19 protein-coding genes are annotated in these 18,661 nt (G+C 70.0%); 18 read left to right on the plus strand and 1 reads right to left on the minus strand.

Annotated features, from left to right (window positions below; genetic code table 11):
• Positions 1 to 4 precede the first annotated feature (4 nt).
• The 15 genes from lepA (at position 5) to Q9R20_RS13500 (ending at position 15,467) form a co-directional block, all read left to right on the plus strand.
• Positions 5 to 1,849, plus strand: a complete 1,845-nt coding sequence (lepA, locus tag Q9R20_RS13430; protein WP_311249796.1) for a translation elongation factor 4 — start codon at positions 5 to 7, stop codon at positions 1,847 to 1,849.
• 25 nt (positions 1,850 to 1,874) lie between these two features.
• On the plus strand, positions 1,875 to 2,519 hold the full coding sequence (locus Q9R20_RS13435; RefSeq protein WP_311249797.1) for a DUF1990 family protein: 645 nt from the start codon (positions 1,875 to 1,877) through the stop codon (positions 2,517 to 2,519).
• A complete protein-coding gene (hemW, locus tag Q9R20_RS13440; protein ID WP_311249798.1) occupies positions 2,519 to 3,736 on the plus strand; it encodes a radical SAM family heme chaperone HemW in 1,218 nt (405 codons plus the stop codon). Before Q9R20_RS13435 ends, hemW begins: the two co-directional genes overlap by 1 nt.
• A 158-nt stretch (positions 3,737 to 3,894) precedes the next feature.
• Positions 3,895 to 4,935: a heat-inducible transcriptional repressor HrcA gene (gene hrcA / locus Q9R20_RS13445; RefSeq protein ID WP_311249799.1), complete on the plus strand. Its 1,041-nt coding sequence runs from the start codon at positions 3,895 to 3,897 to the stop codon at positions 4,933 to 4,935.
• A 50-nt stretch (positions 4,936 to 4,985) separates the two neighbouring features.
• Positions 4,986 to 6,110: a molecular chaperone DnaJ gene (dnaJ, locus tag Q9R20_RS13450; protein ID WP_295840707.1), complete on the plus strand. Its 1,125-nt coding sequence runs from the start codon at positions 4,986 to 4,988 to the stop codon at positions 6,108 to 6,110.
• A 2-nt stretch (positions 6,111 to 6,112) separates the two neighbouring features.
• Positions 6,113 to 6,847: a 16S rRNA (uracil(1498)-N(3))-methyltransferase gene (locus Q9R20_RS13455; protein ID WP_311249800.1), complete on the plus strand. Its 735-nt coding sequence runs from the start codon at positions 6,113 to 6,115 to the stop codon at positions 6,845 to 6,847.
• Positions 6,848 to 7,019: 172 nt separating this feature from the next.
• Entirely contained in the window at positions 7,020 to 7,367 is a 348-nt protein-coding gene (locus Q9R20_RS13460; protein WP_311249801.1) for an HIT domain-containing protein, read from the plus strand.
• A 49-nt stretch (positions 7,368 to 7,416) separates the two neighbouring features.
• On the plus strand, positions 7,417 to 8,442 hold the full coding sequence (locus tag Q9R20_RS13465; RefSeq protein WP_311249853.1) for a PhoH family protein: 1,026 nt from the start codon (positions 7,417 to 7,419) through the stop codon (positions 8,440 to 8,442).
• Positions 8,439 to 8,906, plus strand: a complete 468-nt coding sequence (ybeY, locus tag Q9R20_RS13470) for an rRNA maturation RNase YbeY (RefSeq protein ID WP_058231539.1) — start codon at positions 8,439 to 8,441, stop codon at positions 8,904 to 8,906. The genes Q9R20_RS13465 and ybeY overlap by 4 nt, the downstream gene beginning before the upstream one ends.
• Positions 8,903 to 10,213 (plus strand): hemolysin family protein, encoded by a 1,311-nt coding sequence (locus tag Q9R20_RS13475; RefSeq protein ID WP_311249802.1) that lies wholly within the window; start codon positions 8,903 to 8,905, stop codon positions 10,211 to 10,213. Before ybeY ends, Q9R20_RS13475 begins: the two co-directional genes overlap by 4 nt.
• A complete protein-coding gene (gene era, locus Q9R20_RS13480; RefSeq protein ID WP_311249803.1) occupies positions 10,210 to 11,103 on the plus strand; it encodes a GTPase Era in 894 nt (297 codons plus the stop codon). Before Q9R20_RS13475 ends, era begins: the two co-directional genes overlap by 4 nt.
• 70 nt (positions 11,104 to 11,173) lie before the next feature.
• A complete protein-coding gene (locus Q9R20_RS13485) occupies positions 11,174 to 12,121 on the plus strand; it encodes an NADP-dependent oxidoreductase (RefSeq protein ID WP_311249804.1) in 948 nt (315 codons plus the stop codon).
• Positions 12,118 to 12,711, plus strand: coding sequence for a GNAT family protein (locus Q9R20_RS13490; RefSeq protein WP_311249805.1), 594 nt, complete (start codon positions 12,118 to 12,120; stop codon positions 12,709 to 12,711). The genes Q9R20_RS13485 and Q9R20_RS13490 overlap by 4 nt, the downstream gene beginning before the upstream one ends.
• A gap of 138 nt (positions 12,712 to 12,849) precedes the next feature.
• A complete protein-coding gene (gene leuA, locus Q9R20_RS13495) occupies positions 12,850 to 14,610 on the plus strand; it encodes a 2-isopropylmalate synthase (RefSeq protein ID WP_311249806.1) in 1,761 nt (586 codons plus the stop codon).
• A gap of 74 nt (positions 14,611 to 14,684) precedes the next feature.
• Complete coding sequence (locus tag Q9R20_RS13500) at positions 14,685 to 15,467, plus strand: MOSC domain-containing protein (RefSeq protein ID WP_311249807.1); 783 nt, start codon at positions 14,685 to 14,687, stop codon at positions 15,465 to 15,467.
• Positions 15,468 to 15,539: 72 nt separating this feature from the next.
• Here Q9R20_RS13500 and Q9R20_RS13505 read toward each other — a convergent pair whose 3' ends face one another.
• Positions 15,540 to 16,238: a TRIC cation channel family protein gene (locus tag Q9R20_RS13505; protein ID WP_311249808.1), complete on the minus strand. Its 699-nt coding sequence runs from the start codon at positions 16,236 to 16,238 to the stop codon at positions 15,540 to 15,542.
• A gap of 82 nt (positions 16,239 to 16,320) precedes the next feature.
• Here Q9R20_RS13505 and recO point away from each other — a divergent pair, with 82 nt between their 5' ends.
• The 3 genes from recO to Q9R20_RS13520 are packed head-to-tail and all read left to right on the plus strand — an operon-like array spanning position 16,321 to position 18,582.
• Positions 16,321 to 17,049: a DNA repair protein RecO gene (gene recO, locus Q9R20_RS13510; RefSeq protein WP_311249809.1), complete on the plus strand. Its 729-nt coding sequence runs from the start codon at positions 16,321 to 16,323 to the stop codon at positions 17,047 to 17,049.
• Positions 17,046 to 17,849, plus strand: a complete 804-nt coding sequence (locus tag Q9R20_RS13515) for an isoprenyl transferase (RefSeq protein WP_311249810.1) — start codon at positions 17,046 to 17,048, stop codon at positions 17,847 to 17,849. Before recO ends, Q9R20_RS13515 begins: the two co-directional genes overlap by 4 nt.
• 49 nt (positions 17,850 to 17,898) lie before the next feature.
• Positions 17,899 to 18,582, plus strand: coding sequence for a DsbA family oxidoreductase (locus Q9R20_RS13520; protein WP_311249811.1), 684 nt, complete (start codon positions 17,899 to 17,901; stop codon positions 18,580 to 18,582).
• Positions 18,583 to 18,661 lie beyond the last annotated feature (79 nt).

The raw sequence follows: 18,661 nt of genomic DNA on the forward strand, positions 1-18,661 counted from the left end.
GAACATGTCACCGCGCGCCCTGAAGCCCCTCGAGCCGTCTGCCACCCCGCCGGAGCAGATCCGCAACTTCTGCATCATCGCCCACATCGACCACGGTAAGTCGACGCTGGCCGATCGCATGCTGCAGATCACCGGCGTCGTCAGCGACCGCGACATGCGGGCGCAGTACCTCGACCGCATGGACATCGAGCGAGAGCGCGGCATCACGATCAAGTCGCAGGCCGTGCGGATGCCGTGGTCCACCGCCGACGGCACATTCGCGCTCAACATGATCGACACCCCCGGCCACGTCGACTTCACGTACGAGGTCAGCCGCTCGCTCGCCGCGTGCGAGGGCGCGATCCTCCTGGTCGACGCCGCTCAGGGCATCGAGGCCCAGACGCTCGCCAACCTCTACCTGGCGCTCGAGAACGATCTGACGATCATCCCGGTGCTCAACAAGATCGACCTGCCCGCGGCCGACCCCGACAAGTACGCGGCCGAGCTCGCCGGCCTCATCGGCGGCGACCCCGCCGACGTGCTGCGCGTCAGCGGAAAGACGGGCATGGGGGTCGAAGACCTGCTCGACCTCATCGTCGAGAAGATCCCCGCCCCGGTCGGCAAGGCCGACGCCCCGGCGCGCGCGATGATCTTCGACTCCGTCTACGACGCCTACCGCGGGGTCGTCACCTACGTGCGCATGATCGACGGCTCGCTGCAGCCGCGCGAGCGTCTGCAGATGATGTCGACGGGCGCGACGCACGAAGCCCTCGAGATCGGTGTGTCGAGCCCCGAGCCCGTGCCCACCAAGGGTCTCGGCGTCGGCGAGGTCGGCTACCTCATCACGGGCGTGAAAGACGTGCGTCAGTCCAAGGTCGGCGACACGATCACGACGCACCGCAAGCCCGCCACCGACGCCCTTCCCGGCTACACCGACCCGAAGCCCATGGTTTTCTCGGGCATCTACCCGATCGACGGCAGCGACTACGCCGAGCTCCGAGAAGCGCTCGACAAGCTCAAGCTCTCCGACGCCTCGCTGCAGTACGAGCCCGAGACCTCGGTCGCCCTCGGCTTCGGCTTCCGATGCGGCTTCCTCGGGCTCCTGCACCTCGAGATCATCACCGAGCGCCTCTCGCGCGAGTTCGGTCTCGACCTCATCACCACGGCGCCGTCGGTCACCTACGAGGTCACCACCGACACGGGCGACACCGTCTCGGTCACCAACCCCAGCGAGTACCCGGACGGGCGCGTCGCCTCGGTGTCGGAGCCGATCGTCAAGGTCGGCATCCTGCTGCCGAAGGATTACGTGGGCACGGTCATGGAGCTCTGCCAGTCGCGCCGCGGCACCCTGCTCGGCATGGAGTACCTCAGCGAAGACCGCGTCGAGCTGCGCTACCACATGCCGCTCGGTGAGATCGTGTTCGACTTCTTCGACCACCTCAAGTCCCGCACGCAGGGCTACGCGAGCCTCGACTACGAACCCGCCGGCTCGCAGACCGCTGACCTGGTCAAGGTCGACATCCTGCTGCAGGGCGACAAGGTCGACGCGTTCAGCTCGATCGTGCACCGCGAGAAGGCGTACGCCTATGGCACGCTGATGGCCGAGCGCCTGCGCAAACTCATCCCGCGCCAGCAGTTCGAGGTGCCCATCCAGGCCGCGATCGGCGCCCGCATCATCGCGCGCGAGACCATCCGCGCCATCCGCAAAGACGTGCTGGCCAAGTGCTACGGCGGTGACATCACCCGCAAGCGCAAGCTCCTCGAGAAGCAGAAGGAGGGCAAGAAGCGCATGAAGATGGTGGGCCGCGTCGAGGTCCCGCAGGAGGCGTTCATCGCCGCCCTGTCCGGAGACGTCGAGACCAAGAAGTAACGCACCACACCGAGAGGGGTGAACCATGCGCCGGCAGAACTTCACCGACGACACGGTCGACTACGCGGCGGTCGGCGCAACCCAGGCGCCCGACCTGATGCAGTACCCGCCGCAGAACTCCCTCCCCGCCGAAGATGCCTGGCGCATCGGCAGCGGCGAGGACCGCTTCGCCGCGGCCGGGGAGCTCCTGCTGTCGTGGGCGCCCCTGCGCGCGGGCGAGCTGAGCATCACCGACGTCCGCCCGGCCTCGAACGCGGGCTACTCGGGCGTCGGGTTCGACGCCGAGGGCACCCCGGTCGCCCCCAGTCGCCTCGAGGCCGATCAGCGCTTCGCCGCCGACGGCACCCCGTTCGTCAGCCCGGGCGCGAGCGTGCACCTGCACGGCAAGGTCCACGGCCACCGCGCCGACGCCGAGCTCCGCGTGATCTCGGTCTTCGAGGAGCCCCGCCGGGTCGGCTTCATCCTCGGCACCGTCGGGCACTCCATCGTCAGCGGTGAGGAGCTGTTCTCCCTCGAGTGGCGCGAGAACGACGAGGTCTGGTTCGTCGTCCGCGCGTTCGACCGCCCCACGGCTCCGACGTACCGCCTGTTCCCGGGCCGCGTGCGCCGTCGCCGCCGCGCGCTTTTCACGCGGTACCTGCGCGCGATCTCGCCGCTGTACTCGTCCTGATGGGCGGACCGCTTCCGCTCGGAGACCCCGCCCCGGCCGACGGCCGTCTCCCCGACGACCTCGACATCGATCCCGCCGCCGACTTCGGCGTGTATCTGCACGTGCCGTTCTGCCGCGTGCGGTGCGGGTACTGCGACTTCAACACCTACACCGCGAGCGAGCTGCGCGGCGCCCGGCAGGACGACTTCGCCGACACGCTCGCCGGCGAGGTGCGTCTGGCCGCAGAGGTGATGGATGCCGCCGGCGCCCGGCGGGCGGCATCCACCGTCTTCTTCGGGGGAGGGACGCCCACGCTCCTGCCGCCCGGAGATCTGGCGCGCATGCTGAATGCGGTGCGTGAGCAGTTCGGGATCGCGGACGGAGCCGAGGTCACCGTCGAGGCGAACCCCGACACCGTTGACGCCACCGTCACCCGAACGCTCGCCGAGGCCGGCGTCACCCGCCTGTCGATCGGCATGCAATCCGCGCGTCCGCACGTGCTCGCGGCCCTCGACCGCACGCACGATCCGCGCAACGTCGCCACGGCGGTGGCGGCGGCGCGCGAGGCGGGTCTCGACGTGTCGGTCGATCTCATCTACGGGGCACCGGGAGAGTCTCTCGACGATTGGCGTGCGTCGCTCGAGACGGCGATCGCCCTGCACCCCGACCACGTCTCGGCGTACGCGCTCATCGTGGAAGACGGCACGAAGCTCGCGCGGCAGATCCGCTCCGGCGCGGTCGCCGAGCCGTCCGACGACCTGCAGGCCGACATGTACGAGCTGGCCGACGAGCTGCTCGGCGCGGCCGGCTACGACTGGTACGAGGTGTCGAACTGGTCGCGGGGGGTCTCGCACCGCTCGCGCCACAACCTGGCGTACTGGCGGGGCACGGACTGGTGGGGCTTCGGTCCCGGCGCCCACAGCCACGTCGCGGGTCTGCGCTGGTGGAACGTGAAGCACCCGGCCGCGTACGCGCAGCGTCTGGTGGCGGGGGAGTCGCCCGCCGCCGCGCGCGAACGTCCGGACGAGACGGCGCGACGCCTCGAATCCGTGCTGCTGCGCAGTCGCATCCGCGAGGGGCTCGCGGTGTCGGAGATCCTCGGCGAGGGGCGCAGGGCCGTGGCATCCCTCATCGCCGACGGGCTCATCGAGGGCGCGGATGCCGTGCGGGGGCGCATCGTGCTGACGTTGCGCGGTCGCCTGCTGGCGGATGCCGTGGTGCGGGCGCTCACGGTCTGACCGCTGTCGTCGGCCCGCGCCGTGGATCCCCGGGCGCCATGACGGCCGCGGAGGCAGTTCAGGCGTGACACCCGTCCGCGTGCCCCCGGCGCAGTATCGGAGCGATCCCGTAGAATTGGCACTCAACTGAGTCGAGTGCCAGGCGGAAGGAGCAGATCATGGTGTCGGAACGCGGACTCCAGGTGCTCCGCGCGATCGTGCAGGACTACGTCGACACGCGCGAGCCGGTCGGGAGCAAGGCCATCGTCGAGCGTCACGCGTTCGGGGTGTCGGCCGCGACGATCCGCAACGACATGGCACTGCTCGAAGACGAAGACCTCATCGTCGCGCCTCACACCTCGTCGGGGCGCGTCCCAACCGACAAGGGCTACCGCGTCTTCGTCGACCACCTGGCCGAACTGCGACCGCTCTCCGGTGCGCAGCGCAGCGCCATCACCTCCTTCCTCGACGAAGCGGGCGACCTCGACGACCTGCTCGCGCGCACGGTGCGCGCGCTCACGCAGCTCACCGGCCAGGTCGCGATCGTGCAGTACCCCTCGTTCGCGCGCGCCAACCTGTCCCACGTCGAGCTCGTCGCCCTCGGCGGTCCGCGGGTGCTCGTGGTCCTCGTCACCGACACCGGCCGCGTCTCGCAGCGCATCGCGCTCGTCGTGGCCGAGCCCACCGAGAACGACATCGCGCACCTGCGCGCGCGGGTCGGTTCCCTTCTCGTCGGACGCCGCGTCGCCGACTGCGTGCAGCAGGTGACCACGACGCTCGCCGACGGCCCCCGCCCCGGCAACACCCTCGACGCCATCGCCGACGCCGTCCTCCGCGTCGTCGGAGAGGAGCTCGAGGAGTTCCGGCAGGACCGTCTGGTCATGGCCGGCGCGGCGACGCTCGCGAAGCGCGAGTCGGACTTCCGCGGCAGCATCTACCCGCTCCTCGAGGCCATCGAAGAGCAGGTGACGCTGCTGCGGCTGATGAGCGAGATGGTCGCCGATGAGCAGGGACTGTCGGCGAGCATCGGTCGCGAGAACGAACCGTTCGGCCTCGTCGAGGCATCCGTCCTGGCGAGCCGGTACGACGGCTCGGCCGGCGGCGCCCGGGTGGGCCTGCTCGGCCCGACCCGCATGGACTACTCCTCCAACCTCGCGGCGGTCCGCGCCGTCGCGCACTATCTGACCCGGATGCTCGAAGACGACGACAGCGCGCGCTGACGAGCTCCCTCCCCGAGAACGACCCCGCGACAGCGGGCAGGAAGGCGATTGTGGCTGACCACTACGAGGTCCTGGGCGTCGAGCGCGACGCCAGCCCCGAAGACATCAAGAAGGCGTACCGCCGCCTTGCGCGTCAACTGCACCCGGATGTCAACCCGGGTGAGGACGCCTCCGAGCGCTTCAAGCTGGTGACCCACGCCTACGACGTGCTGAGCGACCCCGAGCAGCGTCGTCGCTACGACATGGGCGGCGACCAGAGCCCGTTCGGCGGCGGGGGAGCGGGCGGCTTCGGCGGCTTCAGCGACATCTTCGAGACGTTCTTCGGGGGCGCGCAGGGCGGCGGCGGCGGACGCGGGCCCCGGCCCCGCTCACGTCGCGAGCGGGGGCAGGACGCCCTCGTGCGCGTCACTCTGCAGCTCGGTGACGTCGTCTTCGGCACCCACCGCGACCTCGAGGTCGACACCGCCGTGCTGTGCGAGACGTGTCAGGGCGCCTGCACGCAGCCGGGCACCAGCGAGGTCACGTGCGACATCTGCCACGGCTCCGGTCACGTGCAGCGCACGGTCCGCAGCCTTCTCGGCAACGTCGTGACGAGCGCGCCGTGCACGGTGTGCCAGGGGCACGGCACGACCATCCCCTATCCCTGCGGCACCTGCCAGGGCCAGGGTCGCGTGCGCGCCCGCCGCACCGTGTCGGTCGACATCCCCGCCGGCGTCGAGTCGGGTCTGCGCCTGCAGCTGCCCGGATCGGGCGAGGTCGGACCCGCGGGCGGTCCCAACGGCGACCTGTACCTCGAGATCACCGTCGAGGCGCACGACGCCTTCAGCCGCGAGGGTGACGACCTCGTCGCGACCCTCGAGGTCTCGATGCCGGATGCCATCCTGGGTGCCAACACCACGATCGAGTCCCTCGACGGCAGCGTCGACCTCGAGGTGCGCCCGGGCGTGCAGTCCGGAGACGTGCTCACGATCAAGGGCCGCGGGATCACGCCCCTGCGCGGCAGCCAGCGCGGCGACCTGAAGGTCGGCGTTCACGTCGTCACGCCGACGCGGCTCGATCACAAGGAGCGCGCGCTCATCGAGGAGTTCGCCAAGCGCACGAAGGCCCCCAAGCCGCGCCTGGCCGAACATCAGCAGGGCATGTTCAGCAAGTTCCGCGACCGCTTCCGGCACTGATCGTGGCGCTGCACTTCGTCGCCGACGAGGCGGCATCCGCTCGACCCGGCGACGTCGTGACACTGACCGGGGCCGAGGCGCACCACGCCTCGGCTGTCCGACGGGTGCGCGTCGATGAGGCCGTGACGCTCGGCGACGGTCGCGGGGTGTGGCTCTCCGGTGTGGTGACCGACGCCACCCCCAAGCACGTCGACGTCCGGATCACCGAGCGTGACGAGCGCCCCGCGCCCTCGCCGCGTTTCGTGCTGGTGCAGGCTCTCGCCAAGGGGGACCGCGACGAGCTCGCCGTGCAGGCCGCGACCGAGCTGGGCGTCGACGCGATCGTCCCCTGGCAGGCGGCGCGCAGCGTCTCGCGCTGGGATGCCAAGGCCGAGAAGGGGCTCGCGCGCTGGCGCACGATCGTCCGCGAGGCGGCGAAGCAGGCCCACCGTCCGTGGATCCCCGAGGTGGAGGGGGTCGCCCGCACGAGCGACCTCGTGACCCTCGCGGGCAGCGCGCTGGTGCTGGTGCTGGAGCCGTCGGCATCCACTCGTCTCACCGAGGTGGCCGCGGAGGCGTCCGACGGACGCGACGTCGTGCTGATCGTCGGACCCGAGGGCGGGATCGCGCCCGAGGAGCTCTCGGCACTGCAGGACGCCGGCGCGCGTCTCGTCCGACTCGGCGACACGGTGCTGCGCACCTCGACCGCGGGGGCGGCCGCGCTCTCGGTGCTGTCGGCGGCGCACGGTCGGTGGTGACCCCGGCCTCGACGTCGGTCTTCTCCGGTTCGGGGCGGATTCCGCAGATTCGGGGCGTGATCTCTGCGCCCCGAAAACGGAATCCGCCCCGAACGGTTGAGAGCCCGTCGCGCGCGTGCGTCGGCGGAACCGCCGAGCCCCGGTGTCGGAGGCCGTCACTAGACTGGATGCCATGAGCGAACCGTCGATCTTCACGCGCATCCTGCAGGGCGATATCCCCGCCGAGATCGTCGCCGAGACCGAGAACGCCTTCGCGATCCGCGACATCGCTCCGCAGGCACCGGTGCACCTGCTCGTCATCCCCAAGACGCAGCAGTACCGCAACGTGGTCGAGCTGGCCGCGGGCGACCCCGACCTGCTCACCGAGGTCATCGGTCTCGCCAACTCGGTCGCGGCCGAGCATGCCGACGGCGACTTCCGCCTCATCTTCAACACCGGCGAAGGCGCCGGTCAAACCGTCTTCCACGTGCACGCCCACGTCCTCGCGGGTGGCCTGAACGAAAAGAGCCTGGGTGGCTGATTCCCCCGAAGAAACCGTCTCCGACCGCATCGAGGTCGACGGCGTCGCCATGGTGCAGCTCCTCGGTCCGCAGGATCGCCTCCTGCGCGTGGTCGAGAAGGAGCACCCCGACGTCGACGTGCACGTGCGCGGCAACGAGATCACCCTCTCGGGTGCGCCCGGCGCCGTGCGCGCGGCCCGCGGCCTGGTCGATGAACTGCTGTCGATGACGCGCTCGGGTCAGGGACTCGACCCGTCCGACGTGTCGAGCTCCAACCGCATGCTGCGCTCAGACGGCGGTCCCCGGCCCTCCGAGGTCATGGGCGAGGCAATCCTGTCGTCGCGCGGCAAGACCATCCGCCCCAAGACCGCGGGCCAGAAGGAGTACGTCGACGCGATCGACGAGAACACGATCGTGTTCGGCATCGGTCCCGCCGGTACCGGCAAGACGTACCTCGCCATGGCCAAAGCCGTGCAGGCGCTGCAGCGCAAGGAGGTCAACCGCATCATCCTCACGCGCCCGGCCGTCGAGGCGGGGGAGCGGCTCGGATTCCTCCCCGGCACGCTCACCGACAAGATCGACCCGTACCTGCGCCCGCTCTACGACGCGCTCAACGAGATGATGGACCCCGACATCGTCCCCAAGCTCATGGCGACGGGCACCATCGAGGTCGCGCCGCTGGCGTACATGCGCGGCCGCACGCTCAACGACTCCTTCGTCGTGCTCGACGAGGCGCAGAACACCACGCCGGAGCAGATGAAGATGTTCCTCACGCGCTTGGGCTTCGGCACGCGCATGGTGGTCACCGGCGACATCACGCAGGTCGACCTCCCGCAGGGCGCCTCGGGACTTCGGCTCGTCACCCGGGTGCTCGACGACATCGACGACATCCACTTCGCGCGTCTCACCAGCGACGACGTCGTGCGTCACAACCTCGTGGGCCGCATCGTCGACGCGTACAGCGAGTACGACGAGAAGCGCCTGGCTGCTCGCCGCGAACGCGACGAGGCGTCCGAATTCGCCAACCGTGCGGAGCGACGCGGCCCCGGTGCCGCCGGTCCCCGTGATCACCTCCCGAGACGAAACCGCTCATGACGATCGAGATCAACAACGAGTCCGACCACCAGATCGACGAGCAGGTCCTGCTGCGTCTGATGGAGTACAACCTCGCGGAGCTGCACGTCAGCGCCGACGCCGACGTGGCCATCGTGCTGGTCGACGAGGGCGCCATGGAGTCCCTGCACGTGCAGTGGATGGACGAGCCCGGTCCCACCGACGTGCTCAGCTTCCCGATGGACGAGCTGCGTCCCGGTTCCGAAGACGCCCCGACGCCGGCAGGACTGCTCGGCGACATCGTGCTGTGCCCGGCGGTCGCCGAGACCCAGGCCGTCGCCGCGAAGCACTCCACGCAAGACGAACTGATCCTCCTCACGACCCACGGTCTGCTCCACCTGCTCGGCTTCGACCACGCCGAGCCCGATGAGGAGCGCGAGATGTTCGGTCTGCAGCGCGAGCTCATCGCCGGCTTCCAGGCCGTCGAGCGCCAGCGCCGCGCATGACCGAGGCCCTCCTCCTCGTCGCCGCCTTCCTCCTCGTCGCCTTTGGCGGCCTGATGGCGGCGTTCGAGGCGGCCCTAGGCGTCACCTCGCGTGCCGACCTGATCGAGCTCGGCGCGAGCGGGCGCAACGGGCGCGCCCTGAGTCGCATCGGCGACGATACGAACGCCCACGTCACCGCGGTGTCGTTCATCCGGGTGCTGGCCGAGACGACCGCGGCGGTCCTCGTCGCCGCGGCGTTCATGCTCATCTTCGACAACATCCTGCTGGCGGTGCTCGCCGCGGCCGTCCTCATGACGGGCATCTCGTTCGTCGCCGTCGGGGCCAGCCCCCGCTCCGTGGGCCGTCAGCACGCCCGCGGGCTCCTGCGGGGCGGCGCGCCGATCATCCGCGGCATGCGCGTCCTGCTCGGCCCCCTCGCGCACGGCCTGGTGGCGGTCGGCAACCGGGTCACGCCGGGGGTGACGCACTCGACGTCGTTCGCGTCCGAGGAGCAGCTGCTCAGCATCATCGACGAGGCCGCCGAGAACGAGCTCATCGAAGAAGACGACCGCGAGCTCATCCACTCGGTCTTCGATTTCACCGACCGGTACGTCCGCGAGGTCATGGTCCCGCGCACCGACATGGTGACGGTGGATGCCGCGGCCACCTCCCGTGAAGCCCTCGCCCTCTTCTTGGAGAAGGGCGTCTCCCGTATCCCGCTCGCCGACGACGAGGCCGACGACGTCGTGGGTGTGCTGTACCTGAAGGACCTCGTACAGTTCGGCTTCCGCGACGAGGCCGGGTGGCGCGACGCGCCCATCCGCCGGATCGCGCGCCCGGCCGTGTTCGTCCCCGAGTCGATGAAGGCCGAGACGCTGCTGCAGCAGATGAAGACAGACGCCGTGCATGTCTGCCTCGTCGTCGACGAGTACGGCGGGGTCGCGGGCCTCGTGACCCTGGAAGACCTGATCGAGGAGCTCGTTGGCGATATCGCCGACGAGTACGACGCCCCCTCCACCGAGATCGTGGAGCTTCCCGACGGCCGCTACCGCGTCAACGCGCGCCTCGGCCTCGACGAGGTGGGCGACCTGTTCGGTCTCGAGCTCGACGACGAGGATGTGGATTCGATCGGCGGCCTCCTGGGCAAGGCTCTGGGGCGCATCCCTCAGCCCGGTGCCACGGCCGAGCACTCCGGTCTCGTGATGACGGGCGGGGCCTCGCGCGGGCGTAATCGCGGCATCGCGACGGTGATCGTGGAGCGGGCTGAGACCATGGACGATCAAGACGCCGAGGCCGACGCCTCGCCGCGTGAGAGGAACGACAGATGACCGACACCCGATCCGGCTTCGTGACCTTCGTGGGCCGGCCGAACGTCGGCAAGTCCACGCTGACCAACGCCCTCGTGGGCGAGAAGGTCGCCATCACGAGCGACAAGCCGCAGACCACGCGCCGCGCGATCCGCGGCATCGTCAACCGTCCCGGCGGTCAGCTCGTGGTCGTCGACACCCCCGGCATCCATCGCCCGCGCACTCTGCTCGGCCAGCGGCTCAACGACCTCGTCGAGCAGGTACTCGGCGACGTCGACGTGATCGCGTTCTGCGCACCGGCCACCGAGAAGGTCGGCCCCGGCGACCGCCGCATCGCCGAATCGCTGTCGGGCTACCCGCGTGCCAAGAAGGTGGCTCTGGTCACCAAGACCGACGCCGCGACGCGCGATCAGATCACGGAGCGTCTCGTCGAGGTCGACTCCCTGCGCGAGGACTGGGCCGCCGTCATCCCCCTCTCGGCCGTCACGAACGACCAGCTCGATGTGCTGAGCGACGAGCTCCTCGCCCTCATGCCCGTCGGGCCGGCCCTCTACGAAGACGACGTCGTGACCGACGAGGCCCTCGAGGACCGCATCGCCGAGATCATCCGCGAGGCCGCCCTCCACGGTGTCCGCGATGAGCTGCCCCACTCCATCGCCGTGACGGTCGACGACGTCGCCCCTCGCGAAGACAGCGACCTGACCGACGTCTGGGCGAACATCGTCGTCGAGCGCGACAGCCAGAAGGCGATCATCATCGGCAAGAAGGGCTCGCGTCTCGCCGAGGTGGGCGCCCGCGCCCGCGCCGGCATCGAGCCGCTCGTCGGCGGCCGCGTGTTCCTGTCGCTGCACGTGCGGGTGGCCAAGGAATGGCAGCGCGACCCGAAGCAGCTCGGTCGCCTCGGCTTCTGACCAGCCCCCTCCGAACCTCCCGCGGCGGGGCTACGCTCGACGCCGACGACCCGTGATGAAAGGCGTGACCATGGCGATGAGGTGGACGGCTCCGGCCCCGGGCCCGATCGACACGTGGAGCTTCGACGAGGTCGACGTCGTCCCTCCCGGCCCGGGCGAGGTGACCGTCCGCATCCACGCGGCCGGCATCAACCCCGCCGACGCCAAGCACGTCGCCGCCGCCCGTCCCGGCGCCGAGTTCCCGGTGCCGATCGGATACGAGCTCTCCGGTGAGGTCACCGCCGTCGGCCCCGACGCCCTCGGCGGCTCGGGCGAACTGCACGTCGGCGACGAGGTCGTGGCGTTCCGGGTGCAGGGTGCCTACGCGACCGAGCTCACGGTGCCCGCTCGCGATGTCTTCGCCAAGCCCGCGAACCTGACGCACCCCGAGGCGGCGAACCTCCTGCTCGCCGGCACCACCGCCGCCGAGATGATCCAGGTCACCCGCGTCGCCGAGGGCGACACCGTCCTGCTGCACGCCGCGTCCGGCGCGGTGGGCGTCAGCCTGCTGCAGCAGGCACGCGAGCTCGGCGTCCGCGTGATCGGGACGGTGGGCCCGGATGCCGCGGACTCGGCCGAGCGCGTCCGTCGCTACGGCGGCATCCCCGTGGCGTACGGCGAGGGCTTGCGCGAGCGCGTCGAGGAGGCCGCCGAGGGCGCGCCCGTGGCTGCCGCGTGGGATGCCGTCGGCACCGACGAGGCGTTCGACGTCTCCCTCGCGCTGGTCGCGGACCGCCACCGCATCGTCACGATCGTGGACCCCGAGCGCGCGAAGAAGGACGGCGTGCTGTGGATCGCGGGGTCGCGCCCGGAGAGCGCCCGTTTCCGGGACATCGCGCGTGCCCGCGTGCTCGAGCTGGCGGCATCCGGTGCCCTGGAGGTGCCCGTCACGCGCACGTACCCGCTCGCCGACGCGATCGAGGCGGTGCGCTTCGTCATGAACGGCCACCCCGGCGGCAAGGTCGCGCTGCTGCCGTGAGCGCATCGCCGTTCTCGCTGCCCCCGGCTCCGGAGTCGCTCGAGGTGATCGGCGAGCGGGTGCGTCTCCGCCCGTTCGAGGAGCGCGATCTCGAGGCCATGGCCGCGTACCGGGGAGACGCGGAGGTGTGCCGGTTCCTCCCGTTCGAGCCGCAGACGCCCGAGGACATCCGCGGTCGCATCGGCTACCTGTTCGGCCGGACGACGCTGCAGGGGGAGCGCGGGGGGATCATCCTCGTGATCGAGCACGAGGGCGACGTGATCGGCGACCTCGTCCTGTTCCATCTCGATCCCGAGGCCGGATCCGCGGAGATCGGGTGGGTCCTGAGTCCCGCGGCATCCGGTCGAGGACTCGCCACCGAGGCGGTGCGCGCCCTCATCGACACCGCATTCGAGGTCTACGGCCTGCGCCGACTCGTCGCGCAGATCGACGCCGCGAACACCCGATCAGCGGCGCTCGCGGAGCGGCTCGGCCTGCGTCGCGAGGCGTACTTCGTCGAGAACGCGTGGTTCAAGGGGCGGTGGAGCGATCTGCTCGTCTACGCCGTCCTCGACCGCGAGTGGACCGCGGCCGGACGGACCGCTTCGTGAGGGACTGCTACCATCGCAGAATGCGCTTCGGTGGCCTGCTTCTTCTTAGCTGCCGCGACGAGTCCTCGATCTAAGGGCCTTCCTCGTCGCGGAGATCGTCGTCGGCCCCACCGAACGAATCTAAAGAAGCGACACATCATGAAGAACACCCAGAAGCCCACCTCCGCTCCGGTGCACAAGTACCGTCCCTTCCACGAACAGATCCGGGTCGACCTGCCCGATCGCACGTGGCCGTCGAAGCGCATCGAGGTCGCGCCGCGCTGGTGCGCCGTCGACCTGCGCGACGGCAACCAGGCCCTCATCGACCCGATGAGCCCCGAGCGCAAGCGCGTCATGTTCGACCTGCTCGTGAAGATGGGTTACAAGGAGATCGAGGTCGGCTTCCCCAGCGCCAGCCAGACCGACTTCGACTTCGTCCGTCAGCTGATCGACGAGAACCTCATCCCCGACGACGTCACGATCCAGGTGCTGACCCAGGCGCGAGAGCACCTGATCGCCCGCACGTACGAGGCCATCGCCGGAGCGAAGCAGGCGATCGTGCACCTGTACAACTCGACGAGCGTGCTGCAGCGCGAGGTCGTGTTCCGGACCGACGAGCAGGGCATCGTCGACATCGCCCTCGAGGGCGCCCGCCTGTGCAAGAAGTACGAGGCGACCATTCCGCAGACCGAGGTCTACTACGAGTACTCGCCCGAGAGCTACACCGGCACCGAGCTCGAGTTCGCCCTGCGCATCTGCAACGAGGTGCTGGAGGTCTTCCAGCCGACGCCCGAGCGCAAGGTCATCCTGAACCTCCCCGCGACCGTCGAGATGGCGACGCCGAACGTCTACGCCGACTCGATCGAGTGGATGTCGCGTCACCTCAACCACCGCGAGAACGTCATCCTGTCGCTGCACCCGCACAACGACCGCGGCACGGCCGTCGCCGCCGCGGAGCTGGGCTACATGGCCGGAGCCGATCGCATCGAGGGCTGCCTGTTCGGTAACGGCGAGCGCACCGGCAACGTCGACCTCGTCGCCCTGGGCATCAACCTGCTGACGCAGGGCATCGACCCGCAAATCGACTTCAGCGACATCGACCAGGTCAAGCGCACGGTCGAGTACTGCAATCAGCTGCCCGTCCCCGAGCGCAGTCCCTGGGCCGGCGACCTGGTCTTCACCGCCTTCAGCGGATCGCACCAGGATGCCATCAAGAAGGGCTTCGAGGCGATGGAGGCCCGCGCTCAGGCCGAGGGCAAGAGCGTCGACGATATCGAGTGGGCGGTCCCGTACCTGCCCATCGACCCGAAGGACCTGGGCCGCTCGTACGAGGCCGTCATCCGCGTCAACTCGCAGTCGGGCAAGGGCGGGGTCGCCTACCTGTTGAAGGCGGACCACGCGATCGACCTGCCGCGCAAGCTCCAGATCGAGTTCTCGGGTGTCGTGCAGGCCCGCACCGACGCCGAGGGCGGAGAGGTCTCGAGCGCCCAGATCTGGGACATCTTCACCGACGAGTACCTGCCGTCGAAGGACGACGACCAGCGCTGGGGACGGTTCGAGCTGCTGTCGACCCGCTCGTCGAGCGACATGTCGGGCGACGTGCACCTCGACGTGTCGTTGCGCGACGGTGAGCAGACGCACCCGGCGTCGGCTGTCGGCAACGGCCCGGTGGCGGCGTTCCTCGAGATCGTGCGTTCGCAGGGCTTCGAGGTCACGCTGTACGACTACGTCGAGCACGCCCTCAGCTCGGGCGGCGACGCGCAGGCCGCGGCTTACGTCGAGCTGCAGGTCGACGACCAGCGGCTATGGGGCGTCGGCATCGACGGCGACATCTCGACGGCGTCGCTCAAGGCGATCGTCTCGGGCGTGAACCGCGCGATCCGCACCCGCCAGACCAGCGGCGAGCTCGCCGGCGTCTGATTCCGCCCGAAGCGCCGTCGACTCCGCATCGACGGCGCTTCGGCGTTCCATCGGGCGGATGCCAGGATGAGACCGTGATCCGCGTCGACGCCCTCTACCGCTACCCCGTCAAGGGCTTCACGCCCGAGAAACGCGACAGCCTCGTCATCCAGGCCGACGGCCGGGTGCAGGGCGACCGCTCGCTCGTGTTCCGCTTCGCCGACGCGCTCGAGCCCGAGGACGCCACCTACCCGAAGAGCCGCGGACTGGCGCTGATGACGTTCCCGTCGCTCGCGCGGGTCGTCCTGACCTTCGACGATGAGGCGCAGACCCTCCGACTGCGAGTCGACGACATCGACATCGAGGCCGATCTCAGCGAGAGCGGTCGCGCCCGGCTGTCCGAGGCGGTCACCGCATACCTGCGTACGACGAGCGATGCGAAGCTGCTCGAGGCCGACGGCATCCTGCCCCTCGGCCTTCTCGGAGATGGCCGCACGGCGCGCTTCCAGGACCGCCCCCGCGGTTTCGTCTCTCTGCACGGTGCCGCCTCGGTCGGGGCCCTGGATGCCACGGTCCCCGCGCCCGTGGACGATCGGCGCTTCCGCTCGAACATCGTCGTCGACGGCGCGGCGCCCTGGGCCGAGCTCGACTGGCGCGATCGCGTTCGCATCGGCGAGGTTGTGTTCGAGGTGCAGAAGCCGATCGAGCGGTGCGCCGCGATCACCGCGAACCCCGACACGGGTGTCCGCGACGCGCGCCTGCTCCGCGCGCTCACGACGGAGTTCGGTCAGGACGAACCGACCCTCGGCATCCTGTTGCTCCCCGTCGCCGGCGGCGGCACGATCCGCATCGGCGACGAGGTCGTTCTCCCCGCGTGAGTCGCCACATTTTGTCGCTTCGGGCGCGCAGGAAGCGACAAAACCTGGCGACTCACGCGGGGGGACGCCAGGTCACTCGGGCGCGTCGGTGCGGATGATCGGGATGCCGGTGGTCTCGACCGCGACCTTGCGGCGGTAGAGCTTGCGCTGCTCGGGGAGCGAGAGGTCGAAGACGACCGCCAGCACCCGGATGATCGTCGTCACGACGATGCCGATGACGGCCGCGATGGGCAGCGGGACGCCAAAGGCGGCGGTCGTCGCGAGCACGACGCAGCCACCGCCCGCAGCGACGGCGTAGAGCGAGCCGACGTGCATGATGGCGACGGGCAGACCCATGAGCACGTCGCGCAGCACGCTGCCACCCGCCGCCGCGAGCACCCCAACGAAGACCGCCGGCACCGCCGGCATGCCGAGCGCGAGCGCCTTCGACGTGCCGAAGGCGCCGAACATGCCGATGACCACCGCGTCGAGCATGACGATCGCGCGGTTCAGGCGCTGGAAGATCCCCGACAGCAGCATGCCGACGATCGAGGCGAGCGTCGCGGTGATCAGGTACCAGTTGCTCTGCAGCGTCGCGGGGGTGAGCCCCAGCAACAGATCGCGGATGAGACCGCCGCCCATGCCGAGCAGGATGCCGATGATCGCCACGCCGAGCAGGTCGAGCCGCCGCTGCCCCTGGAAGCCGGAGGCGAACAGAGCTCCCTGCACGCCGCCGAGGGCGACGGCGGTGAGATCCGCCCACAGCGGGATGACGAAGACCGGCGCGTTCACGGCATCCATTCTCCCGCGACGCGGGGCCCGGGCCAGGCGCGCCGCGCAGGCTCCTCCCGGGATCCCGGCCCGATAATGGACTGTGCCCACCTACCGCGACGAAGTCGTGGTCCTGCGTACCCACAAGCTCGGGGAGGCGGACCGCATCGTCACCCTCCTCAGCCGCCGCAACGGGAAGATCCGCGCGGTGGCGAAGGGCGTGCGCCGCACCTCCTCGCGCTTCGGGTCTCGGCTCGAGCCGTTCATGGTGGCTGACGTGCAGCTGTACAAAGGCCGTAACCTCGACATCGTTCAGCAGGCCGAGTCGCTCGGGTCCTACGGCGCCGACATCGCCGTGCACTACGACCGCTACACCACCGCCAGCGCGATGGTCGAGACGGCCGATCGGCTGAACGAGGCCGAGGCGACGCCGCAGCAGTACCTCTTGCTGGTCGGCGGCCTGCGCTCGCTCGCGCGCGGCGACCACGCCGCGCGGAGCGTGCTCGACTCGTATCTGCTGCGCGCGATGGCGCTGTCGGGCTGGGCGCCGGGCCTGGGGGAGTGCGCCCGGTGCGGCACCGTCGGCGATCACGACTACTTCCTCGCGCAACTCGGCGGCGTGGTGTGCTCCGCGTGCGCGCCGGCCGGTTCGCCGCGCGTCGCGCGCGACACCGTCGACCTGCTCCGGGCGCTGATCGCCGGAGAGTGGGAGGTCGTGGATGCCGCCCCCGAGCGCACCACCGCCGCCGCGTCGGGACTGGTCGCCACCTACGCGCAGTTCCATCTGGAGCGCGGCATCCGTTCTCTCTCGCACCTGGAGTCGCGTCGATGACACCGAAGCCGTTCACCCACCGCGATGCGGTGCCGTACCGTCCGCTCGACTGGACCGGGGAGTACCCCCCGGCCTACCCGAGAGGTGCGGTCCCCGAGCACGTCGCGATCGTGATGGACGGCAACGGCCGCTGGGCGAACCGCCAGGGCCTCACTCGCGTCGAGGGGCACCGGGCGGGCGAGGCCGCGCTGCTGGACGTGGTCGCGGGGGCCATCCAGGCCGGGGTGAAGCACCTGTCGGTGTACGCCTTCTCGACCGAGAACTGGTCGCGCTCGCCCGACGAGGTGCGCTTCCTCATGGGCTTCAACCGCGAGGTGCTGCACCGCCGCCGCGACCAGCTGAACGAGTGGGGCGTGCGCATCCGCTGGTCGGGACGCAAGCCGCGCCTCTGGGGCTCGGTCATCAAGGAGCTCCAGCACGCCGAGCGGCTGACCGAGGGAAATTCGACCCTGACCCTCACCATGTGCGTGAATTACGGCGGTCGCGTCGAGATCGTGGATGCCATGCGCCGCATCGGCGACGATATCGCCGCCGGGAGACTCAAGCCGTCGGCGGTCACCGAGAAGCTCATCCGGAAGAACCTGTACCAGCCCGATATGCCCGACGTCGACCTGTTCGTGCGCTCGAGCGGCGAGCAGCGCACCTCGAACTTCCTCCTGTGGGAGTCCGCCTACGCCGAGATGGTGTTCCTCGACACGCTGTGGCCGGACTTCCGCCGGACGCACCTGTGGGACGCCATCGGCCTCTACCTGTCCCGCGATCGACGGTTCGGCGGAGCCGTGGACGCACCGACGGCGTGACGGATGCCGCTCGGGGAATAGATCCGCGCCACGAAGGGTTTCAGGCGACATGACGGATGCCATCAAGATCGACGTGTGGAGCGACATCGCCTGCCCCTGGTGCTACATCGGCAAGCGGAACCTCGAGAACGGCCTGGCCGCGACGGCTGACGACGACGACGCCCCGGTCGTCGAGATCGAGTACCACTCGTTCGAGCTCTCGCCCGACACCCCCGAGGATTTCGACGGGGGAGAGGTCGACTACCTCTCGCAGCACAAGGGCATCTCGCCCGAGTCGGCGCGAGAGATGCTCGACCGGGTCACGGGCGTCGCCGCGGAGGCCGGTTTGGCCTACCGCTTCGACATCCTCAAGCACACCAACACCGTCAAGGCGCACGAGCTGCTGCACTTCGCCAAGGAGAACGGCCGGCAGCTGGAGCTGGCCGAGTTGCTCATGTCCGCGTACTTCCTCGAGGGGCGGCATGTCGGACGCGACGACGACCTGGTGCAGCTCGCGATCGAGGCCGGTCTCGACGGGGATGCCGCGCGCGAGGCGCTCGCCTCGCAGCGATACCGGCCCGCCGTGCGTGCCGACCAGGCACAGGCGCAGGAGTACGGCATCCAGGGTGTGCCCTTCTTCGTCATCGACGGCAAGTACGGCGTGAGCGGAGCACAGCCCGTCGAGGCGTTCTCGCAGATCGCCCGCCAGGTCTGGGGCGAGCGTCGCGAGGCATCCGCGACCGCCGACGCCTGACCCTCCTCCACAGCGGTGCCCGTTCCCGGTCTCGTCCGGGGCGGGCACCGCTGTCGTGAACCGTCTGGGAGAATGAGAC

The sequence above is a fragment of the Microbacterium sp. PRF11 genome (assembly GCF_031844085.1).
In the GTDB taxonomy this organism is placed as follows: domain Bacteria; phylum Actinomycetota; class Actinomycetes; order Actinomycetales; family Microbacteriaceae; genus Microbacterium.